This is a genomic window from Mesorhizobium sp. P2_A12, from assembly GCF_056405075.1.
Window position 1 is genome coordinate 248,379 of record NZ_JBFUCU010000001.1, and the last position, 18,021, is coordinate 266,399.

Genomic DNA, 18,021 nt, shown 5'->3' on the forward strand with positions numbered 1-18,021 from the left:
CGGTCAGCCGCCGAGTTTCTGGATCGCGTGCGGGGTCGTGGCGAAGGCTATGTTCTTCGTCTCCATGTAGAAGTCGAAGGAATGGTCGCCACCGTCGCGGCCTATGCCGGAATTCTTGACGCCGCCGAACGGCGTCGGCAAATGGCGCACATTCTCCGAATTGACCCAGATCATGCCGGCGTCCAGCGCGTCGGTGAAGCGGAAGGCGCGGGTGACGTCCGACGTCCAGAGATAGCCGGTCAGGCCGTATTGCGTGTCGTTGGCCAGCGCCAGCGCTTCCGCCTCGTCCTTGAAGGAAATGGCAGTCAGCACCGGCCCGAAGATCTCTTCCTGGGCTATGCGCATCCGGTTGGTGGCGCCGGTAAACAGCGTCGGGCTGACATAGCAGCCGCCACCCGGACCGGCGAATTTGCCACCGCCGGCGGCGACCACCGCGCCTTCCGATTTGCCGATCTCGATATAGGAGAGCACCTTTTCCTCGTGCACCGGATGGATCAGCGGGCCGACCACCGTTGCGGGATCCAGGGGATGGCCGATTGTGATGCGCTTTGCCTTCTCGGCCACCATGTCGGTGAATTTGTCGTAGACCGAGGCTTCGACCAGCAGGCGTGACGAGGAGGTGCAGCGTTCGCCGTTTAGCGAATAGATCATGAACACCGCCGCAACGGCCGCGCGCTCCAGGTCGGCGTCGGCGAAGACAATCACCGGATTCTTGCCGCCAAGCTCGAAATGCACGCGCTTCAGCGTGTCGGCGCCCTGCTTCATGATCATTGACCCGGTGCGGCTTTCGCCGACGAACCCGATCGCCTTGATGTCGGGATGCTCGGTCAGCGCCTTGCCGGCGTGCTCGCCGAGGCCGTTGACGAGATTCCACACGCCCTTGGGCAGGCCGGCCTCTTCGGCGATCTCGACCAGCAGGCGGGCGGTCAGCGGCGAGAATTCAGCCGGCTTATGAACCACGGTGCAGCCGGCGGCCAGTGCCGGCGCGATCTTCCAGGTCGACAGCATGAACGGTGTGTTCCACGGCGTGATTATGCCGACCGGGCCGATCGGCACCCGTGTGGTCATATTGACCTGGCCTGTGGTCCGCAGCGTTTCGCCGTCGCGCGCCTCCGGCGCACGGTCGGCGAAGAAGCGGAAATTCTCGGCGCCCCGCAACGCCGCCTTGGCCATGAACTTCAGCGCCTGGCCGGTGTCCATGCATTCGACGAAGGCAATCTCCTCGGCGCGCGCTTCGATCGCGTCGGCTATTTTGTGCAGCAGCTTCTTGCGCGCTTCGCCCGGCATCGCGGCCCAGGCCGGAAACGCCACCTTCGCCGCCTTGGCGGCGCGGTCGATGTCGGCGGCGCCACCGCGCGCGACTTTGGCCAGCGGCTTGAGGTCGACCGGCGACAGCGTTTCGAACGTCGTGCCGTCGAGCGCCGGCGCCGCTTCGCCGCCGATCTGGTTCAGCACGCCATCGCGCTTGAAACGGGCCAGATAGGCCTCGGCCTTCTTCAGATTGCCTTGCAGGTCGGACATCTCAACTTCCGTCACTTGCCGCGCAGTCGCGGGTGGATTGCATTCTTCTTCCAGCTCAGCACCGGGTCGATTTCCCGGATCTCGAGCGACAGGGCGAAATGCGGCGTTGCGAACAGCGCGGCGAGGTGTTCGCTCACCGCCGCGAAGACGGCTTCGCCGGTCCGCTTCTTCTCCTCCGCGCTGCGCCCGATTCCGATGCGAAACGACATGTCGAGGAAGGCGTTTTCCGGCAGCCTGTCGGCCACTGCGTAGGCTTCGGCGCGAAACGCCCGCACCCGCACGGCGCCGGTTTCGAACAGCCCGGTGTCCAGCACGGTGCGCAACACCAGCGCGCACAACTCGCCCATATCCACCTTGGCATCGAGATTGGCCGAATACTCGATGGAGAAGTGCGGCACGGCGTTTCGCTCCCCAATCACTTGCCTTGTTGTAGTTAACGCGTTAATTACATGTGGCACCCGTGAAGTCAAGTCTTGCATCGGGCTTGGCGCAACGATACGGGATGGCTGGAACGGCTTTCGGTGGACGGATTCGGCTTGAAGGAAGGCCTGTTTTCGATCGCAAGCCAACGTGGGAGGCTCTTTTTCTTGCTGCCTGAAAACACCCGTCGTTCCCTGCCAATGGCGCTGCTGCACGCCCGCGAAGTGGTGATGGCGCGGTTTCGTCCGATGCTCGCGGCCCACGATGTGACCGAACAGCAATGGCGCGTGCTGCGCGTGCTGAGCGAAGCCGGTCCGGTAGAGGCGACGGAGCTTGCCGATCGCGCATCGGTGTTGCCGCCCAGCCTGACGCGCATCATCAAGGCACTCGAGGGGCGCAGGTTCATCACCCGCAACAAGGCCGAAGGCGACGGCCGCCGCGTCGTGCTGGCAATCGCCCCGGCCGGTTCCGCCCTGATCGTTGCTCTCTCGCCCGAGCGTCGCGTCATCTATGACGACATCGAACAGCGCTTCGGCCACGATAGGCTGGAGCAGTTGCTCGATCTCCTGGAAAACCTCATCGACGGCGAGAGCTGACCTCCAGTCCGGGCGGTTTCGCGCCGAGTCAGCCGCCAAAGCTGCCAAGCCGGGTCGGCTGCGTATAGACGCGGTCGACATAGAGCAGCGCCGAGCCGCCGCTGCCATGCCGGACATCGATGACGCGGCCGATCATGACATTGTGCGTGCCGACGACATGCACATCCTCGATCTCGCAATCGAAATTGACGATCGCATCCGACAGTGCCGGCGTGCCGGACGTGAGCGTCTGCCAACGTGCCGCCGAGTATCGGGCTTCCATGTCCCTGGTCGCGCCGGCGAACTTTCCCGCCAGATGCATATGGTCATGGGTCAGCACGTTGACGCAGAAGCGCCGGTTGGTCAGGAACATGGCGGCCTGCGTCGAGCGGCCATTCATGCACACCAGCAGCGTCGGCGGCTCGTCGGATACGCTGCACATGGCGGTGGCGGTGAAGCCGCCGCGTCCGGCCGGGCCGTCGGTGGTGACGATGTTGACCGGCGCGCAGACCCTCGCCATGGCGTCGCGGAAATCGGCTTTCGAAATCTGCGTGGCCATCTGGGTTCACTCACCCGACGAAGCAATCGGATTGAACCAGGTATCTCCCGTCCAGCCGTTCTCGTCATAGTCGGCCATGCAGGTGTCGACCAGCTCTTCCATCGCCTTCAGCCGCCCGCCGCGTTCGGCGCCCTTCAGCACCTGCAGCCGCACCTCTTCCGGCGCCCCGGCATAGTTGAGCTCGTAGAGTGCGTGGCGGCCGCCGAACTCGGTGCCGGTCGCGTCCCACAGCAGCTTCATGATCTTGATGCGCTCGATATGGCCCATGTCGTTGGAGCCGCGCACGTACTGCGCCAGATATTTGTCGATCTCGGGATTGTTGAAGTCGCGCACCGAGGACGGCAGGTAGATCAGCCCCGAGGCAATCACCCGGCGCACGGTGTCGATGACGCGCGGATAGGCTTCCGACATGAAGGTCCGGTAGGCAAGGGCCGCTTCCAGATTGGGCAGCACCGCGCCGTTCGCCCACGGGATCGGGTTGTAGGCCATGGCGTTGGAAAAGCTCCAGAACATGTGCCGCAGCGCGATGACCTCGCCCAGCGCTGCCTGATTGCCGCGGAAGGCATCCCCGCCAGTGGCGCGCAGCGCCTTAGCCAGCAGGCCGGCGAGGAAGTCGAGCTTGACGGCGAAACGCGTGCAGCCCTGGAAACAATAGCCGTGCATGAAGCCGGAAGCCGGATGGAAGGACAGGATTTTCTGCGCATCGCGCAGCACCAGCACGTCCTCCCAGGGGATGAAGACATTGTCGAGCACCAGGATCGCGTCGTTTTCGTCGAAGCGCGACGACAGCGGATAGTCGAAGGGTGCCGCCACGGTATTGGCCGTCTGCTCGTAGGAGACGCGGCAGAACATCTTTATCCCCGGCGCATTCATCGGCACGATGAACATCACCGACAGCGACGGATCCTCGGTGACCGTCGCCGAGCCCTGCGCCAGGAAATTATAGTGGGTCAGCGCCGAGGACGTCGCCACCACCTTGGCGCCGGACACGGTGATGCCGGCGTCGGTTTCCCCAGTGATGTGGACGAAGACGTCCTTCACCTGTTCGGCCGGCTTGTGGCGGTCGATCGGCGGATTGACGATGGCGTGGTTCATGAACAGCGCCGCTTCCTGCGCACGTCTATGCCAGGACAGGGCGTTGTCCTTGAACGGCCCATACCAGTCGGCATTGGCGCCAAGCGTGTTCATCAGCGCCGCCTTGTAGTCGGGCGTGCGCCCCATCCAGCCATAGGACATGCGTGACCATTGGGCGATTGCCGCCTGCTGGGCGACAAGCTCGGCGGAGGATTTGGCAACGCGGAAGTATTTGTGGGTGTAGCCGCCCGAACCGGTGTCGGTCGGCGAGGTCAGCGCGTCGTGCTGCTTGGCGTCATGCAGGGCATCATAAAGGCGCGCCAGCGACCGCACCGAATTGCGCATCGCCGGATGCGTGGTGACATCGGCAATGCGTTCGCCGTTGATATAGACCTCGCGGCCGTCGCGCAGGCTCTCCAGGTATTCGGCCCCGGTGAACGGACGCCCCTTGTCGGCACGGAAGTCTTCTGAGCGCATGATGTTCCTCCACTAGCGGTGACGACTGTAGCGCCTGGGCCGGGGATCGGTTATGGACGGAACCACAAAACCGATTGGACTTTTTCCGGCGCCATGAGCCAGAGTTCCATCCCTGACTTCTTCGTCTATGGCGAGCCGGTGCGGCCGCTCGATGTCGGTTTCCTGCATGTCGAGACAGTGCTTGCCCGCAGCAACATCCATCGTGGCGAGGTCGCCGCGCACAAGCATCCGCAGATGGGCCAGATCACCTACTGGACCAGTGGCTCAGGTACCTACCGCATTGAAGACCGCTCCTGGGACTTTTCGGCGCCCGCCGTCAGCTTCGTGCCAAGCAAAGTCGTGCATGGCTTATCGATCGGCCCCAGCACCGATGCCATCGTCGTTTCGGTCGCCGATGACGCGCTCGCCGCCATTGCCGGCCAGAGCTTGCTGCCGCTGGACAGGCCAGTGTTTGCCGACGGCCTGCCGCTCCATGCCGCATGGAAGAGGTTGGCGGCGGTGCTGGAGATGATCGCGGCCGAATACGCCGAGGCGCAAACCGGCAACGACAAGATGCTGCCGGCGCTGATCGCCGTCGCACTCTCCCACATCGCTCGCCTCGGTCCCGACGGGACCACCGCCACAACCTCTTCCGAGGCTTCGCTGGCAATGGGTTTGCGGCGGCTCGTCGACGTGCATTTTCGCGACAACTGGCCGGTCGACCGCTATGTCGAGACGCTGGCCACGACACCGCATCTGCTCGACAAGGCGGCCCGCGCGGTGCTCGGCACTGGCGTCAAGCGGGTGGTCAGCGAGCGACGATTGCTGGAGGCCAAGCGGCTGCTGCTGTTCACAGTGCGAACGGTCGAGGACATCGCCTACGAGATCGGCTTTGACGACCCCGCCTATTTCTCAAGGGTCTTCCGCGAACGGATCGGCGAAGCGCCGGCCGCCTGGCGCCGCAAGCAGTTGCGGGAGCCTTGACCGGGTGATCTGGATGCGGGCCTTGCGGCCCGCATCCATTTTCTGGCTAGCGCCCCTGTTGCAGGCGCGCTTGCCGTTTCTTGCGCCAGGGCGCATTGGCCTCCCAATCGCCGGCCATGATGCAGCCATGGGGCAGAACCTCGTCGACGACCTCCGCCAGACCGAAATGCTCGATCTGGCGGCGCATCGACGCGGCGTTCTTGTAGGCGCTCGGCAGCTCTGAAATATCCGTCACGCCTGAGAAGAAGCGGGCATCGATGCCCTTCGTCTCCTGCGCGAAGATATCGGCGTCGCTGCGCCCCGCCTGCATGCGCCGGTGCTGGGTACGCGAGAAATTGCGCCCGGCGCCATGCGGCGAGAAGCCAAGTCCGTGCGCCGCGTTCTTGCCGCGTACGATCAGCACCGGCTCCGCCATGTTGAGCGGGATCAGCGTCAGATCGGTCGCATCGTCGGCCCAGTCGTCGAAGGCCGGCGTGGCCCCTTTGCCGTGGTAGAACAGCCCGTCCGAACGGCGGAAGACGAAGTTGTGTTCATTCCAGAACCGGTCCGACACCTTTGCCGACAGACGCTCGGCAGCCAGATCGTGGATGAGCATGTGGTTGCCCTTGGTCCATTCGCGGATCGTCTGCAGGGCTTCCCAATACTCGTCGCCTTCCTTGGTGTCGGCCGGAATCCAGGCATTCTGCGGCAAGGTTTCCGGAGACAGGATCTTGCGAACACCCTCGGCGATCTTCATCCCCTTGCTGTACAACCGCGCGCCCGGAGAGCGCGAGCCGTGATGGGTGACCAACGCCGTCTCGCCGCTCGACTTCAGCGTGCCGACATAGGCAAAATGGTTGCCGTCGCCCTGCGTGCCGAAATGCTCGATCGCCGCGCTGGTCAGATCGCGCAGCAAGGGGTTGGCCTCGAAGCGCTCGAAGACCTCCTTGGCCGGCCGGATCTGCTGGCCGCGCGGACGTCCGCCCGGCCCGAAATGGGTGACCGTGTGGACGGCATCGAGGAGTGCTGCAGGCGCCACGCCAGGAAACACCGAGATCGCCATCGAGCAGCAGATGTCGGCCGAATGCATGCCGGGGTGGATCGCCTCGGACACTGCGACACCACCAACCGGAATGGTGCCCGACGGACCGGTCGGGCAGGCATCCGGCATGATCGCGCCCGCACGAATGACCGGAGTGCGCATCAGTTCGGTCATGCTGCGCGTCACCGCTTCGACATTGGCGGCCTCATCAGGCGTTTCCGCCTCGATGTTCAGATGCAGCGGCATCGAGGCCGCCGCATGCAGCGGCAGGGCAGGCGGCGGCGCGAAACCGCGCGCGGCCTCCAGCGCATCGCCCTGCGATCCGCCGCTCTCCAGCACCGCGTTGGCGGCGACGAGCGCCTTGCCGAACCATTTGCCTTGCGGCATGCCGGCGTCGATCAAATCCTGTCCACTCAAAATCTCGGTCATGTCTTTCACTTTCGGTACATATGCAGCACTGCGTATCGCGGACGGACGACAAGAGAATACGAGACATTTTTCCGCCACTTCGCAAGGTGCGAAGGAGGGACACGAACCCTCACGCCTTTCGGCACCCGCTTGCTTGTTTGGCGCAATTCCGGACGGAAAACCGTTTCACACTTTTCCTGGAATTGCTCCGCAGCGGGCTGCGTCTACCTGTAGTCTCGCAGGCATTCGTCCTTTTCGTTCGGTTTGGCGACAAGGATCGGCAGGACAATTGCTGAGCTACTTTCCCTCCCAAAGGGATGGATGGGATGGTTTGAACATCCGGCCTTCCGCAACTTTCGCCACGGACGCTCTATCCCTGTAGTCCTGCCTGCATTCGCCATTTCTTTCTCCAGGTGGACGACAAGTCGATGCGAGAAACCGATCGATCAATCGACCGACGGGTGGATTCGAACCACCCAGTGACCTGTGTATTCCCGCAGGCATTCGCCCTCTTCAATCCGCTGGCGACAAGGATCGGCAGGACGGTGACTGCGCCACCCCGCTCGGTGGAGCGAGAGAGTGATTTGAACACCCGACCTCCCGCCTTTTGGCGGGCGCGCTACCTGTAGTCCTGCCAGCATTCGCCATTTATTCCGTTGGCCGCAGCGACAAAAATATGATGAAACCTGGGAGTCCCGCTCGTGCCAGAGAGCGCCTGCGAGGTGAGGAGTCGAACCTCACGGAGCATCCCGTTCCTTGGTACAGTAGTTCCATCCGGCATTCGCCGCGGCTGTTTCTTGCGAGGGTGACGACAAGTCTGTTGTGAAACTGCCTTTCTGCTCTGCCGACTGAGCTACGGAGCCGATTGGCAGCTCCGGCGGGAATCGAACCCGCGACCCGAAAGTTAGGATGTAGTTCCACAGGCATTCGTCACGCTCTCAATTTCTCTTCTCCTTTTCCAACCAAGACGGAAGCCGTGCAAAAAGTCGTCGGACATGACGACAAGGTTTGACGAAACGTCCCGCTCTGACCGCTGAGCTACGGGTCCATAGTGGCGGACCCGACGGGATTCGAACCCGCGACCTGAAGGTGAACAGCCTGTAGTTCCATCGGCATTCGTCATGCCCTGATGACCTTTGTTTGTTGGTCCCGGCGGACGCGCCGCCGGGACCGATATCAGAGTTCGACCGCCTCGATCGTGCGCACCCAATGATCCGGGTCGCCGCTCGAGGACAACATCGTCCCGATCACGTCGAAGACGCGGTCGGAGAAGCCGCCGACATTCAGGATGTCGGCCTGCGGCTTGGCATGCGTCGTCGTGTACGGCTGGATGTCGACGCAGACCAGTTTCGCTGCCGGGTTCAACCCCTTCAGCTTGCTCCATTCCTGCATCGTCACCGAGCCCTGATGTGCATGCGCGGACGCATCCACCCAGGACTGGTTGTCCGACACGAACACCACCAGGTCGACTTTCGCCTTTTCCCGCACCAGCCGTGCCAGCGGAGCCGAACAATTGGTCCCGCCACCACCGATGGCGGCGAGCTTCGAGGCGTTGGTCATCACCGTGTCACGAGCGTTGAGGCTGATATCAACCACATCGTTCTCGAACGGCAGGACCCGGGCCGTGGGGTTGCGGCGCAGCATCGCGGCGGCCACCAGGGCAGCTACATCGATGCAGCGGACGGCCGACGTCGCGCCCTTGCGGTACCCGGTCGCCGGCGAGCCCATGGAGCCCGAAACGTCCGGGCACACGACCACGTTGCCGTTGATCCGGGGAACGTTGCCGAGCGCGATTTCCATCGCGTCCTGCAGTGCGTCCCTGACCACGCCGGGCACGCTCGCATCGGTCATGGTGAACGCCACCATGAGCTGATACGGGAACACCCGGGCGCGCCGGATTTCCTCCGGATCATGCAGCCGCGTCGCCAGCCTTTCCGCGAACCCGTCCACTTCGAACACGCCGTTGCGGGCGAAAGTGTTCAGGTTCTGCCGCAGCATCTGCCATCCGGCCGTCTCCGCGATCTGCACCCAATGCGCTGATGTCAGCGGCATCGAGGTCAGCATCTGGAACGGCACTTCAGGCACAGGCAGCGACGGATCGCGCTTGAACGCTTCGAAAGCCTTCACCACGTCCGGCAAGGCCGCGAATTCATGCGGTTTGCCGATCAGGTAGCCATAAAGCGCCTCACGCGAGGCCGTTTTCGGCTTCGGGTGAACCATCTTGATGACATCGGCCAGCGACGGATCGTTGCCGACCGCGGCCCGCATGATCTCGAAGTCGGCCGCCTGCTCGAGCCAGGCCTGGACGAGGCGCTTCGGCCGCGTGCCGAGCGACTTGCGCCCGGTGGCACCGGAACGCATTACCTGCACGAAAGTGCGCAGCATCTTGCCGTTCCGGACGATGCGCCCGAACGCGCGGTTGAACTCGTCACCTTGCATGCAGGACAGGATGGCCAGCAGGAACGCCGGCATATCCTTCATGTAACCCTGCTCGAACGCGTGGACGGCGGTGCGCGCCAGGAATTCCGGCTCGACCTGCCAGGCGAGCTTCAGCACCTCGTCCAACTGATCACGCGGCTCGGCATAGAAGGTCGCGTTGAACGTGCCCGTCGCCGCCAGCTGCGCCAGAGCCTGTTGGGGCGACAGGCGGTAGGCCTGGGCGCCCTCGTGGTTCTTGGCGTCAGCCGGCGGGAGCAGCTTTCCTGCAGTCGTCGCAAACACGGATTTGTTCGCCATTGTTCTCATCCTTCATTTCACACCAGCATCACTACAAGCTGCGTGCCAGTTTGAAGGGCGTGCGGGTCTCGATCTGCATAATTTGCTCTAATGAATTGATTTTATTGAGAAAGAAAAATCGAGCGCAAAAGCTCGTGCCTCTGGCGTCGTCCAGGCATGTGTCTGTATAGTGATCTAAAAATCTCGCTGTTTATATCATAGGATAAAATGAAAAGACGCGTTGCGATTGGCATTCTCGGAACGACGCTCGATGTCGGCCGTACCGACGACCGCTGGAGAAAATGGCGGCCGACGGTGGCGCTGTGCCAGCAACCGGGGTTGTTCATCGATCGGCTGGAGCTCATTCACGGGACTCAGTCGCGTCAACTGGCCACGCAGGTCATCGCCGATATCGAGCAGGTCTCGCCCGCCACCGAGGTGCGACCTCATCTCATCAGCATGCGAGATCCCTGGGATTTCAGCGAGGTCTATACCGGCCTGCGCGATTTCGCCCGCGGCTATGCGTTCGATCCTGAGAAGGAGGACTACCTCGTCAACATCACCACCGGCACCCATGTCGCGCAGATATGCTGGTTCCTGCTCACCGAGGCGCACTTTATCCCAGCGCGGCTGCTGCAGCTTTCGCCACGCAAGCAAGGGCGCGACGAGGATGTCTCCGGCAGCCATTCGATCATCGATCTCGATCTATCCCGCTACAATGCGATCGCCACACGATTTACGGCCGAACACGACGAGGCGACGTCGTTCCTGAAATCGGGCATCGCCACCCGCAATCCGGCCTTCAACCAGATGATCGACCAGATCGAGAAGGTGACGATCCGCTCGCGCGCGCCGGTGTTGCTGACCGGTCCGACGGGGGCAGGCAAGTCACAGCTGGCTCGGCGCATCTACGAACTCAAGAAGGCGCAGCGGCAGGTCTCCGGGGCCTTCATCGAGGTCAATTGCGCGACGCTCCGTGGCGATCAGGCGATGTCGACGCTGTTCGGCCACGTCAAGGGTGCCTTCACCGGTGCCCAAAACGAGCGTGCCGGATTGATGAAGTCGGCTAACAAGGGCGTGCTTTTCCTCGACGAGATCGGCGAGCTCGGCCTTGACGAGCAAGCCATGTGCCTGCGCGCCATCGAGGAAAAGCGCTTCCTACCGGTCGGCGCCGACCAGGACGTGATGTCGGATTTCCAGCTTCTCGCCGGCACCAACCGCGATCTCTCGATCGGTGTGAAGGAGGGCAAGTTCCGCGAGGATCTGTTTGCACGGCTGAACCTGTGGACGTTCCAGCTTCCGGCGCTGCGTGACCGTAAGGAAGACATCGAACCAAACCTCGAATTCGAGCTGCGTCGCTTCAGTGAGCGCGAGGGCCAGAACGCCACCTTCAACAAGGAGGCGCGCGAGCTCTATCTCAGGTTCGCCATCGCGCCGGAGGCGATGTGGCGGGCCAATTTCCGCGATCTCTCGGCATCCGTCACCCGCATGGCGACGCTGGCCCCGCTTGGCCGCATTGATGAAGAGACCGTGCGCCACGAGGTCGATCGCCTGACCGTCCTGTGGCGTGCTGGTGATGCAGGCAATCGTGAAGCCATTCTGGAGGAGGTTCTCGGCAAGGACCGACAAAGCCAGATCGACATGTTCGACCGGGCGCAGCTGGCCACGGTGCTGGAGGTTTGCCGCGATAGCAATACGATCAGTGCAGCCGGCCGAAAACTGTTTGCCGTCTCGAGGCTGCAAAAGACCAGCGGCAACGATGCCGACCGGCTGCGCAAATACCTCATGCGCTTCGACCTCAGCTTCGAGGACATCGGTCGGAAATGATGGACGTCATGCACGCCCTTGCGGGTACCCAATAGTTCCAAGTCGACTTCGATCGCGCCGGCGCGTCAGTCCGGAAGACCGGCCTTGCGGAAGCCATCGACGAAATGCTCAAGCGTCGCTGCGTCGCGGAAGGGCTCTGTCGTGGCCCAGTGCCGGGTCGTGAAATGCGGGTTGCCGACGAGGAACAGTTCGACCTCCGCGCGCGCTTCGTCGAGCCGGCCGAGTTGCGCGAGGCTTGCCGCCAGGAAACGGCGTGAGCTTGTCCGATAGGTCTCGTCCCGGCGCAATGTCTCGACAGCGGCTTCGTAATCGCGGGCCGCATATTGCGCCGCGCCGAGCGTCAGATAGTACCAGCTTGCCGGAAACGGGTTCAGGCGGAACGCCTTGCGAATATGCTCAAGGGCTTCCTCGACCCGCCCGGCCAGCGCCGCGATGTCGGACAGAGCCGCCCAGGCGTCGGCCTCGTTCGGGTCGAGCTCGAACGCCTTGGCAAACTCGGCATCCGCCTCGGTGAAGCGGCGCTCATAGGCAAGCAGGTAAGCCAGGACCCAGCGGCAGCCGGCATCGTTGGGATCGATCGCCACGGCCTTGTGCGCCAGTTCCAGAGCAACGCTACGGGAAGACTCACTTGGTCCGCCGGAATGCACCGATCCCATCCAATGGTTCATGGCAAGCCAGCGATACGCCTCTGCATATTCCGGATCGAGCGCCACCGCGCGCGTCAGCATCAGATGCGCTTCCTGCGCCATCTGCGGCGAATCATCCATCAGCTTGCGCGCCCGCACGCAGAGATCGTAGGCCTCGATATTTCTGGGCCGGTTGCGTGCCGGCGGTGCGCGCAGCCGGCCGAGCAGCGCCTCCACGATCTTGGCCGTCACCTCGTCCTGGACGGCAAAGATATCTTCCAGGCTGCGATCGAAGCGTTCCGCCCATAGATGATCGCCACTCACGGCGTCGACCAGCTGTGCGTTGATGCGCACGCGCCCCGCGGCGCGTCGGGCGCTGCCCTCCAGCAGATAGTGCACGCCAAGATCGCCAGCGATCTCGCGTACGTCCATCGCCTTTCCCTTGTAGGCAAAGACCGAATTGCGGGCGATGACGAACAGGCCGGAGATCCTCGACAGGTCGGTGATCAGGTCTTCCGTCAACCCATCCGCGAACGAGTCCTGCTCGGGATCGTTGCTGACATTGACGAACGGCAACACGGCTATCGATGGTTTGCCGGGTAGCGGCAAAGGTTTTCGCTTCGCGTCACCGAGCTGTTCGACGGCTCCCGTGAAACGGTAGCCAACGCGGGGAACCGTCGCGATCCATTCGCCGCCATCCCCGGCCGGTCCAAGGAGCTTGCGCAGCTGTGCGATCTGGACGGTGAGGTTGCCTTCCTCGACCGCCGTGCCCGGCCATGCCGCGTCCATCAATTCGGCCTTGCTGAGGATGTCGCCGGGCCGGCCGACGAGCGCCGCGAGCAACTGCAGCCCGCGGTAGCCCACGGCAACGGGCGCATCGTTCCGAAGCAGCGTTCCCGCACCGGAATCAAGCACAAACGGACCAAAGGCGAAGCGTGATCCCTGCATAGGGCGCATCTATAGAGCAATTTCAGGAACTGTGTGAAACGGTTTTCCCGAGAAGAGCGCGTAGCGCTTTTCCTCAGGGAATTGCGTCAAAACAAAGAGTTAGGGCAGGTTGCCGGTTCCGTGGACCGGTGAACGGCTCTACCCATTTGGAACTTTTGAGAACTATTTGGGAAGGCTTAATTACGGCGCTGTCCGTAACCTGCAGAATTCGGCCTCTTTCAGGTCGAGGGCCTCCGGACCCTCAAACCATATGGAGGTTGTTATGACCAACATTCTTGAATTTGCCCCGCACAAGACAGCGCGGTCGGGAACGCCCGTGGCGCCAATGGCGCGTCGGCATCTGACGACCCTGCAGAGCATTATTGCGAGCTGGCACGATCGGTCCTGGCGCGAGCGGATCCGCTTTCGCTGGGAGCTTGCGCAAATGGCGAGGGACAATCCCTATCTGATCGACGATATCGGTCTGACGGACCGGCAGGTCGAGGCAGAGCTCGCCAAGCCGTTCTGGCAACGATAGCGCGAACGTTGCAAGGGCACCGGATCGCGGCCATGCCATTCGTCATGCTGGCGGCATTGGCTGGGCTGGCCAGCAGTTGTCGGGCGGCGCGGCATGGTCGGCGAACTTTGTGTGCGGTTTCTGAAGCCGGCAGCGAATGATTGGCCGGCAGCGAAGGACTGATAGCAATCGATCCGGGCGGTTCAGGAATAGCAGCCGCGCTCGATGGCCAGCCGCCGCACCAGCGCCAGCACGGCATCGATGGTGGGCGTCGGCTTGTCCGTTAGCCGGCCAAGTTCCTGCACCGCGCTGACCAGCGCGTCGATCTCCATCGGCCGGCCGCGTTCCAGGTCCTGCAGCATCGAGGTCTTGTGCTCGCCGACATCGCCGGCGCCCTTGATGCGCCGGTCGACCGCGATCGGAAAACGCACGCCGAGGCTTTCGCCGATCGCCTGTGCCTCCAGCATCATGGTGCGGGCAAGCGTTCGGGTTGCCTCGTCGGCAACGATCGCCGCCAGCGTGCTGCCGGTCAGCGCCGAGATCGGGTTGAAGGAGAGATTGCCCCACAGCTTGACCCAGATTTCGCTGCGGATGTCGTCGCGGACTGGAACCTGCAGGCCGGCCTTGACCATCTCCTCGGCCAGAAGCGTGACCCGTTCGCTGCGCTCGCCGGAGGGTTCGCCAAGCGAGAAGCGTTTGCCCTCGACATGGCGAATCAGGCCCGGCGCGTCGACCTCGACGGCGGGATAGACGACCGACCCGATGACCCGCTGCGGCCCGATCCGCTGCCAGATCTTGCCGCCGGGGTCCACCGCGTTCAACCGCGTGCCTTCCAGCGGCCCGCCGACGTCATGGAAATACCACCACGGCACGCCGTTCTGCATCGTGACGACGGCGGTGTCTTGCCCAAGCAGCGGCGCGATCTGGTCGAGCGCAGGGGTGAGGGAATGGGCCTTCAACGCCAGTACCACATAATCCTGGGCGCCGAGCTCCTCGGCCCTGGCGGCAGCTTGGACGGGGACCGACGTTTCCTGGCCGTCTTCGATCAGGCGCAACCCATTTGCCTCGATCGCGTCGAGATGCGCGCCGCGCGCGACGATCGAGAGCTCGGTCCGGCCGGCCATGGCGAGCTTGGCGGCGAGGTAGCCGCCGATCGCGCCGGCGCCGAAGATGGTGATCTTCATCGTCAAAGTCCGAGTTTGGCGGCAAGCCCGATGCGCTGCAGCTTGCCGGTGGCGCCCTTGGGGATTTCGTCGAGGATCAGGACCTTGCGCGGCACCTTGAAGTCGGCGAGCCGCGTCGCCGCATAGCTGCGGATATCGCTCTCGTTGGCGGCCATGCCCTCGCGCAGCACCACCGCCGCCGCCACCTCCTCGCCGAGCTTGTCATGCGGCATGGCGAAGGTGACGACCTGCGCAACCGCCGGGTGGTCCATCAGCACGTCGTCGACCTCGAGCGGCGAGATCTTCTCGCCGCCGCGGTTGATGATCTCCTTCAGCCGACCGGTGACGCGCAGATAGAAATCCTCGTCGAGCACGCCTTGGTCGCCGGTGTGGAACCAGCCATGCGCGAAGGCTGTTGCGTTGGCGTCGGGGTTCTTCTCGTAGCCCGCCGTGACATTGGGTCCGCGAATGACGATCTCGCCGGTTTCGCCGGCTTTGAGCAGCCGCCCGTCTGGCGCCATCACCGCCACTTCCGGTCCGGCGGAGGCGCCGACGCTGCCTGGCTTGCGGAGGCCTGGCGGCAGCCGGTTCGATGCCATCTGGTGCGCCGCCTCGGTCATCCCGTAGGATTCGATCACCGGGCAGCCGAAGGTCGCCTCCAGTTCGGCCATCACTTGCGCCGGCAGCGACGCCGAGGACGAGCGGATGAAGCGCAGACGCGCCGCCGCCAGCGCCTCGGCATTGCGTGCCGCCCGCGGCAGGATCGCCTGGTGCATGGTCGGCACCGCCGTGTACCAGCTCGGCCGTGCATCGCTCAGCCACTGGAAGAAGCGCAGCGCGTTGAAGCCCGGGGTGCAGTAGATGCTGCCGCCGGCAGCCAGAGAGGAGAGCACCGCCGCGATCAGGCCGTGAATGTGGAACAGCGGCATGATGTTGAGACAGCGGTCATTGGCCGTCAGGCCGAGCGTCGCGCCGATATGGGCGGCCGAGGCCGCGATGTTGGCATGGCTGAGCGGCACCAGCTTGGGTCGCGACGTGGTGCCGGAGGTGTGCAGCAAAAGCGCGATGTCGCCATCCTGCGCCATCTCAGACGCGGCTTGCGGCCCGATCGCAGGGCCCTCGATGGTAAAGCTTCCGGCCGGCGCGTCAGGCAAAGCGACAAGCCTGAGCACGCCAATGCCGAGCCGTTCGGCCACGGTCACCGCCGGCCCGCTCTCGTCCTGCGCAACGAGGATCGCCTTGGCGCCGATATCGGTCAGGTAGAAATCGAGCTCGTCCGCCCGGTAGGCCGGATTGAGCGGCGCCGTCGAGGCGGCTGCCGCCACCGCGACGAAGGCGGTGGCCATCTCCGGCCCGTTCGGCAGCACGATGGCCACCCTGTCGCCGCGGCCGATACCGCGCACATGCAGCGCGGCAGCCGTGTCGGCGATCAATTCGCGCAGTGCGCCATGCGTCAGCGTGGTTCTTTCGGGCGCCGAAATCGCTGGCGCATCATCGGCGCCGGCGGCAAGCGGGCGCGAAAGCCCAGGAGAATTTCCGATACTGGTCATGATTACCGACTATCTTTCCAATCCGACAAAATCCAGCCGCGACACGCCATTGTGACGGCAAACCTGGGACCATCAATACCCCAGAGCCAAACCATCCTTGCGCGGATCGGAGGCGCCGGTCAGCGTTCCCTTCTCCCAGTCGATCAGCACCACTTGCCCGCCGCCCAGCGGGTGATGCGGCTCGGCCACGCGATGGCCGCGCCGGCGCAGGCCCTCGATTGCCTCGGCGGGCACGTTGCGTTCGGCCTCCACGGTATCATCATTGTAGAACACACGTGGCGCATCCAGCGCTTGCTGCGGGTCCATGCCGAAATCGAGCATGTTGGTCAGCAGGTGGACATGTCCGAACGGCTGGTAGCCGCCGCCCATGACGCCGAACGGCATCACCACGCGGCCATTCCTGGTTGCCATGCCGGGCATGATCGTATGCATCGGCCGCTTGCCGGGTGCGATGGCATTCGGGTGCGCCGGGTCGAGGCGGAAGCTCGAGCCGCGGTTCTGCAGCACGACACCGGTCTTCGGCCCGACGACGCCGCTGCCGAACGAATAATAGGTCGAGTTGATGAAGGAGACGGCGTTGCGGTCGCGGTCGACGATGGAGATGTAAACCGTGTCGCTGCCTGGCAGGTCCAGGCGCGGCAGATGCGTCATGGCACGCTCGCGGTCGATCTCCGCGCGCAGCCGGTCGGCATAGGTGCTGGACAGGAGCTGTGTCACCGGCACCGGGACATGGTCCTGGTCGCCGACGAAGCGGTCGCGGTCGCGATAGGCCAGCCGCCCCGCTTCGATCTCCAGATGCAGGCGCTCGGCGCCGCTGGGGTCGAGCCCGCCGAGCTTGAAACCCGACAGCACGTTCAACATCAAAAGCGCCGTCAGCCCCTGATTGTTCGGCGGCATCTGGTGAATGTCGTGGCCGCCATAGGAGGTGCTGACCGGCGCCACATAGTCGCCCCTGGTCGCCGCGAAATCCTCTTGGCTATGAAGCCCGCCCAATTCATTGAGCCGGCGCACCATATCGTCGGCAACAGCGCCTTCGTAGAATCCGGCGCGGCCTTGTTTGGCGATTATCCGCAAGGTGGCGGCGAGCTCCGGTTGCCGGTGGACATCGCCGGCCTTCGGCGCCTTGCCGCCCGGCAGGAAGATGCGCGCGGCATGCTCGTCGGCCGACAGGTCGGTCTCCGGTTCGGCCCAGTCGAAGGCGACGCGGTCATGTACGATATAGCCGTTCTCGGCATAGTGGATGGCCGGCGCCAGCGCCTCGGCAAGGCCCTTGCGGCCATGGTCATCCAGCAACCGGACCCAGGCGTCGACGGCACCCGGCACGGTGACCGCGTGCGGTCCCTGCAGAGGGATGCAGTTGAAGCCTTTTTCCAGATACCAGTCGACCGTCGCCTTGGCCGGGGCGCGGCCGGAGCCGTTGAAGGCCAGCACGTCGCCTTGTCCCGCCGGGCAGTACAGCACGAAACAATCACCACCGATGCCGGTCGACTGCGGCTCGACGACCGCCTGCACGGCGGCGGCGCAGACGGCGGCATCCATGGCATTGCCGCCGGAGCGCAGCATCTCGATTGCGGCAAGCGTCGAAAGCGGGTGCGACGTCGCGGCAACCGCTTCCGTGGCACGGACCGGCGAGCGGCCGGGAAACTGGAAATCACGCATTCTGTCTGGACATCCCATG

The 18,021-nt window shown here is 63.9% G+C and carries 14 protein-coding genes; 4 read left to right on the top strand and 10 right to left on the bottom strand.

What is annotated here, in order from left to right:
• Window positions 1-3 precede the first annotated feature (3 nt).
• Both hpaE and AC1DZU_RS01145 read right to left on the bottom strand, forming a co-directional pair.
• Entirely contained in the window at window positions 4-1,521 is a 1,518-nt protein-coding gene (gene hpaE / locus AC1DZU_RS01140; protein WP_477280966.1) for a 5-carboxymethyl-2-hydroxymuconate semialdehyde dehydrogenase, read from the bottom strand.
• Between the two features lie 11 nt (window positions 1,522-1,532).
• Window positions 1,533-1,919: a 5-carboxymethyl-2-hydroxymuconate isomerase gene (locus AC1DZU_RS01145; RefSeq protein ID WP_477280968.1), complete on the bottom strand. Its 387-nt coding sequence runs from the start codon at window positions 1,917-1,919 to the stop codon at window positions 1,533-1,535.
• Between the two features lie 222 nt (window positions 1,920-2,141).
• Between AC1DZU_RS01145 and hpaR the strand changes: the two genes are divergently transcribed.
• The gene (gene hpaR / locus AC1DZU_RS01150) at window positions 2,142-2,537 is read left to right on the top strand and encodes a homoprotocatechuate degradation operon regulator HpaR (protein WP_477282177.1); all 396 of its coding nucleotides are present in this window, start codon (window positions 2,142-2,144) and stop codon (window positions 2,535-2,537) included.
• 28 nt (window positions 2,538-2,565) lie between these two features.
• On the opposite strand, the gene AC1DZU_RS01155 is transcribed toward hpaR, so the two are convergent.
• Both AC1DZU_RS01155 and AC1DZU_RS01160 read right to left on the bottom strand, forming a co-directional pair.
• Window positions 2,566-3,075, bottom strand: a complete 510-nt coding sequence (locus AC1DZU_RS01155; protein WP_477280970.1) for a flavin reductase — start codon at window positions 3,073-3,075, stop codon at window positions 2,566-2,568.
• Window positions 3,076-3,081: 6 nt separating this feature from the next.
• Window positions 3,082-4,626 carry a 4-hydroxyphenylacetate 3-hydroxylase N-terminal domain-containing protein gene (locus AC1DZU_RS01160; RefSeq protein WP_477280972.1) on the bottom strand — a complete coding sequence of 515 codons (1,545 nt, stop codon included), beginning with the start codon at window positions 4,624-4,626 and terminating at the stop codon, window positions 3,082-3,084.
• Window positions 4,627-4,719: 93 nt separating this feature from the next.
• Here AC1DZU_RS01160 and AC1DZU_RS01165 point away from each other — a divergent pair, with 93 nt between their 5' ends.
• On the top strand, window positions 4,720-5,589 hold the full coding sequence (locus AC1DZU_RS01165) for a helix-turn-helix domain-containing protein (protein ID WP_477280974.1): 870 nt from the start codon (window positions 4,720-4,722) through the stop codon (window positions 5,587-5,589).
• A 46-nt stretch (window positions 5,590-5,635) separates the two neighbouring features.
• Here the strand turns inward: AC1DZU_RS01165 and AC1DZU_RS01170 are convergent, their stop codons facing one another.
• Window positions 5,636-7,039 (bottom strand): RtcB family protein, encoded by a 1,404-nt coding sequence (locus AC1DZU_RS01170; protein WP_477280976.1) that lies wholly within the window; start codon window positions 7,037-7,039, stop codon window positions 5,636-5,638.
• A gap of 1,155 nt (window positions 7,040-8,194) precedes the next feature.
• A complete protein-coding gene (locus tag AC1DZU_RS01175) occupies window positions 8,195-9,754 on the bottom strand; it encodes a vWA domain-containing protein (RefSeq protein WP_477280978.1) in 1,560 nt (519 codons plus the stop codon).
• A gap of 207 nt (window positions 9,755-9,961) precedes the next feature.
• On the opposite strand from AC1DZU_RS01175, the gene rtcR reads away from it, so the two are divergent.
• A complete protein-coding gene (gene rtcR / locus AC1DZU_RS01180) occupies window positions 9,962-11,560 on the top strand; it encodes an RNA repair transcriptional activator RtcR (protein WP_477280980.1) in 1,599 nt (532 codons plus the stop codon).
• A 65-nt stretch (window positions 11,561-11,625) separates the two neighbouring features.
• Here rtcR and AC1DZU_RS01185 read toward each other — a convergent pair whose 3' ends face one another.
• The gene (locus AC1DZU_RS01185; RefSeq protein WP_477280984.1) at window positions 11,626-13,143 is read right to left on the bottom strand and encodes a winged helix-turn-helix domain-containing tetratricopeptide repeat protein; all 1,518 of its coding nucleotides are present in this window, start codon (window positions 13,141-13,143) and stop codon (window positions 11,626-11,628) included.
• 253 nt (window positions 13,144-13,396) lie between these two features.
• Here AC1DZU_RS01185 and AC1DZU_RS01190 point away from each other — a divergent pair, with 253 nt between their 5' ends.
• Entirely contained in the window at window positions 13,397-13,651 is a 255-nt protein-coding gene (locus AC1DZU_RS01190; RefSeq protein WP_477280986.1) for a DUF1127 domain-containing protein, read from the top strand.
• A 182-nt stretch (window positions 13,652-13,833) separates the two neighbouring features.
• Here the strand turns inward: AC1DZU_RS01190 and AC1DZU_RS01195 are convergent, their stop codons facing one another.
• The 3 genes from AC1DZU_RS01195 to ggt all read right to left on the bottom strand — a co-directional run bounded on the left by AC1DZU_RS01195 (window position 13,834) and on the right by ggt (window position 18,002).
• Entirely contained in the window at window positions 13,834-14,814 is a 981-nt protein-coding gene (locus AC1DZU_RS01195) for a 2-dehydropantoate 2-reductase (protein ID WP_477280988.1), read from the bottom strand.
• Window positions 14,815-14,816: 2 nt separating this feature from the next.
• Complete coding sequence (locus tag AC1DZU_RS01200) at window positions 14,817-16,343, bottom strand: acyl--CoA ligase (RefSeq protein WP_477280990.1); 1,527 nt, start codon at window positions 16,341-16,343, stop codon at window positions 14,817-14,819.
• A 72-nt stretch (window positions 16,344-16,415) separates the two neighbouring features.
• Window positions 16,416-18,002: a gamma-glutamyltransferase gene (gene ggt / locus AC1DZU_RS01205; protein ID WP_477280992.1), complete on the bottom strand. Its 1,587-nt coding sequence runs from the start codon at window positions 18,000-18,002 to the stop codon at window positions 16,416-16,418.
• Between the last annotated feature and the right edge of the window lie 19 nt (window positions 18,003-18,021).

Bases quoted from the DNA above. Each gene is read 5' to 3' on its own strand.
- AC1DZU_RS01165 (WP_477280974.1), top strand. From the start codon at position 4,720: ATGAGCCAGAGTTCCATCCCTGACTTCTTCGTCTATGGCGAGCCGGTG.
- AC1DZU_RS01200 (WP_477280990.1), bottom strand. From the start codon at position 16,343: ATGACCAGTATCGGAAATTCTCCTGGGCTTTCGCGCCCGCTTGCCGCC.
- AC1DZU_RS01175 (WP_477280978.1), bottom strand. From the start codon at position 9,754: ATGGCGAACAAATCCGTGTTTGCGACGACTGCAGGAAAGCTGCTCCCG.
- AC1DZU_RS01190 (WP_477280986.1), top strand. From the start codon at position 13,397: ATGACCAACATTCTTGAATTTGCCCCGCACAAGACAGCGCGGTCGGGA.
- ggt (WP_477280992.1), bottom strand. From the start codon at position 18,002: ATGCGTGATTTCCAGTTTCCCGGCCGCTCGCCGGTCCGTGCCACGGAA.
- AC1DZU_RS01185 (WP_477280984.1), bottom strand. From the start codon at position 13,143: ATGCGCCCTATGCAGGGATCACGCTTCGCCTTTGGTCCGTTTGTGCTT.
- AC1DZU_RS01155 (WP_477280970.1), bottom strand. From the start codon at position 3,075: ATGGCCACGCAGATTTCGAAAGCCGATTTCCGCGACGCCATGGCGAGG.
- AC1DZU_RS01170 (WP_477280976.1), bottom strand. From the start codon at position 7,039: ATGACCGAGATTTTGAGTGGACAGGATTTGATCGACGCCGGCATGCCG.
- hpaE (WP_477280966.1), bottom strand. From the start codon at position 1,521: ATGTCCGACCTGCAAGGCAATCTGAAGAAGGCCGAGGCCTATCTGGCC.
- AC1DZU_RS01195 (WP_477280988.1), bottom strand. From the start codon at position 14,814: ATGAAGATCACCATCTTCGGCGCCGGCGCGATCGGCGGCTACCTCGCC.
- rtcR (WP_477280980.1), top strand. From the start codon at position 9,962: ATGAAAAGACGCGTTGCGATTGGCATTCTCGGAACGACGCTCGATGTC.
- AC1DZU_RS01160 (WP_477280972.1), bottom strand. From the start codon at position 4,626: ATGCGCTCAGAAGACTTCCGTGCCGACAAGGGGCGTCCGTTCACCGGG.
- hpaR (WP_477282177.1), top strand. From the start codon at position 2,142: ATGGCGCTGCTGCACGCCCGCGAAGTGGTGATGGCGCGGTTTCGTCCG.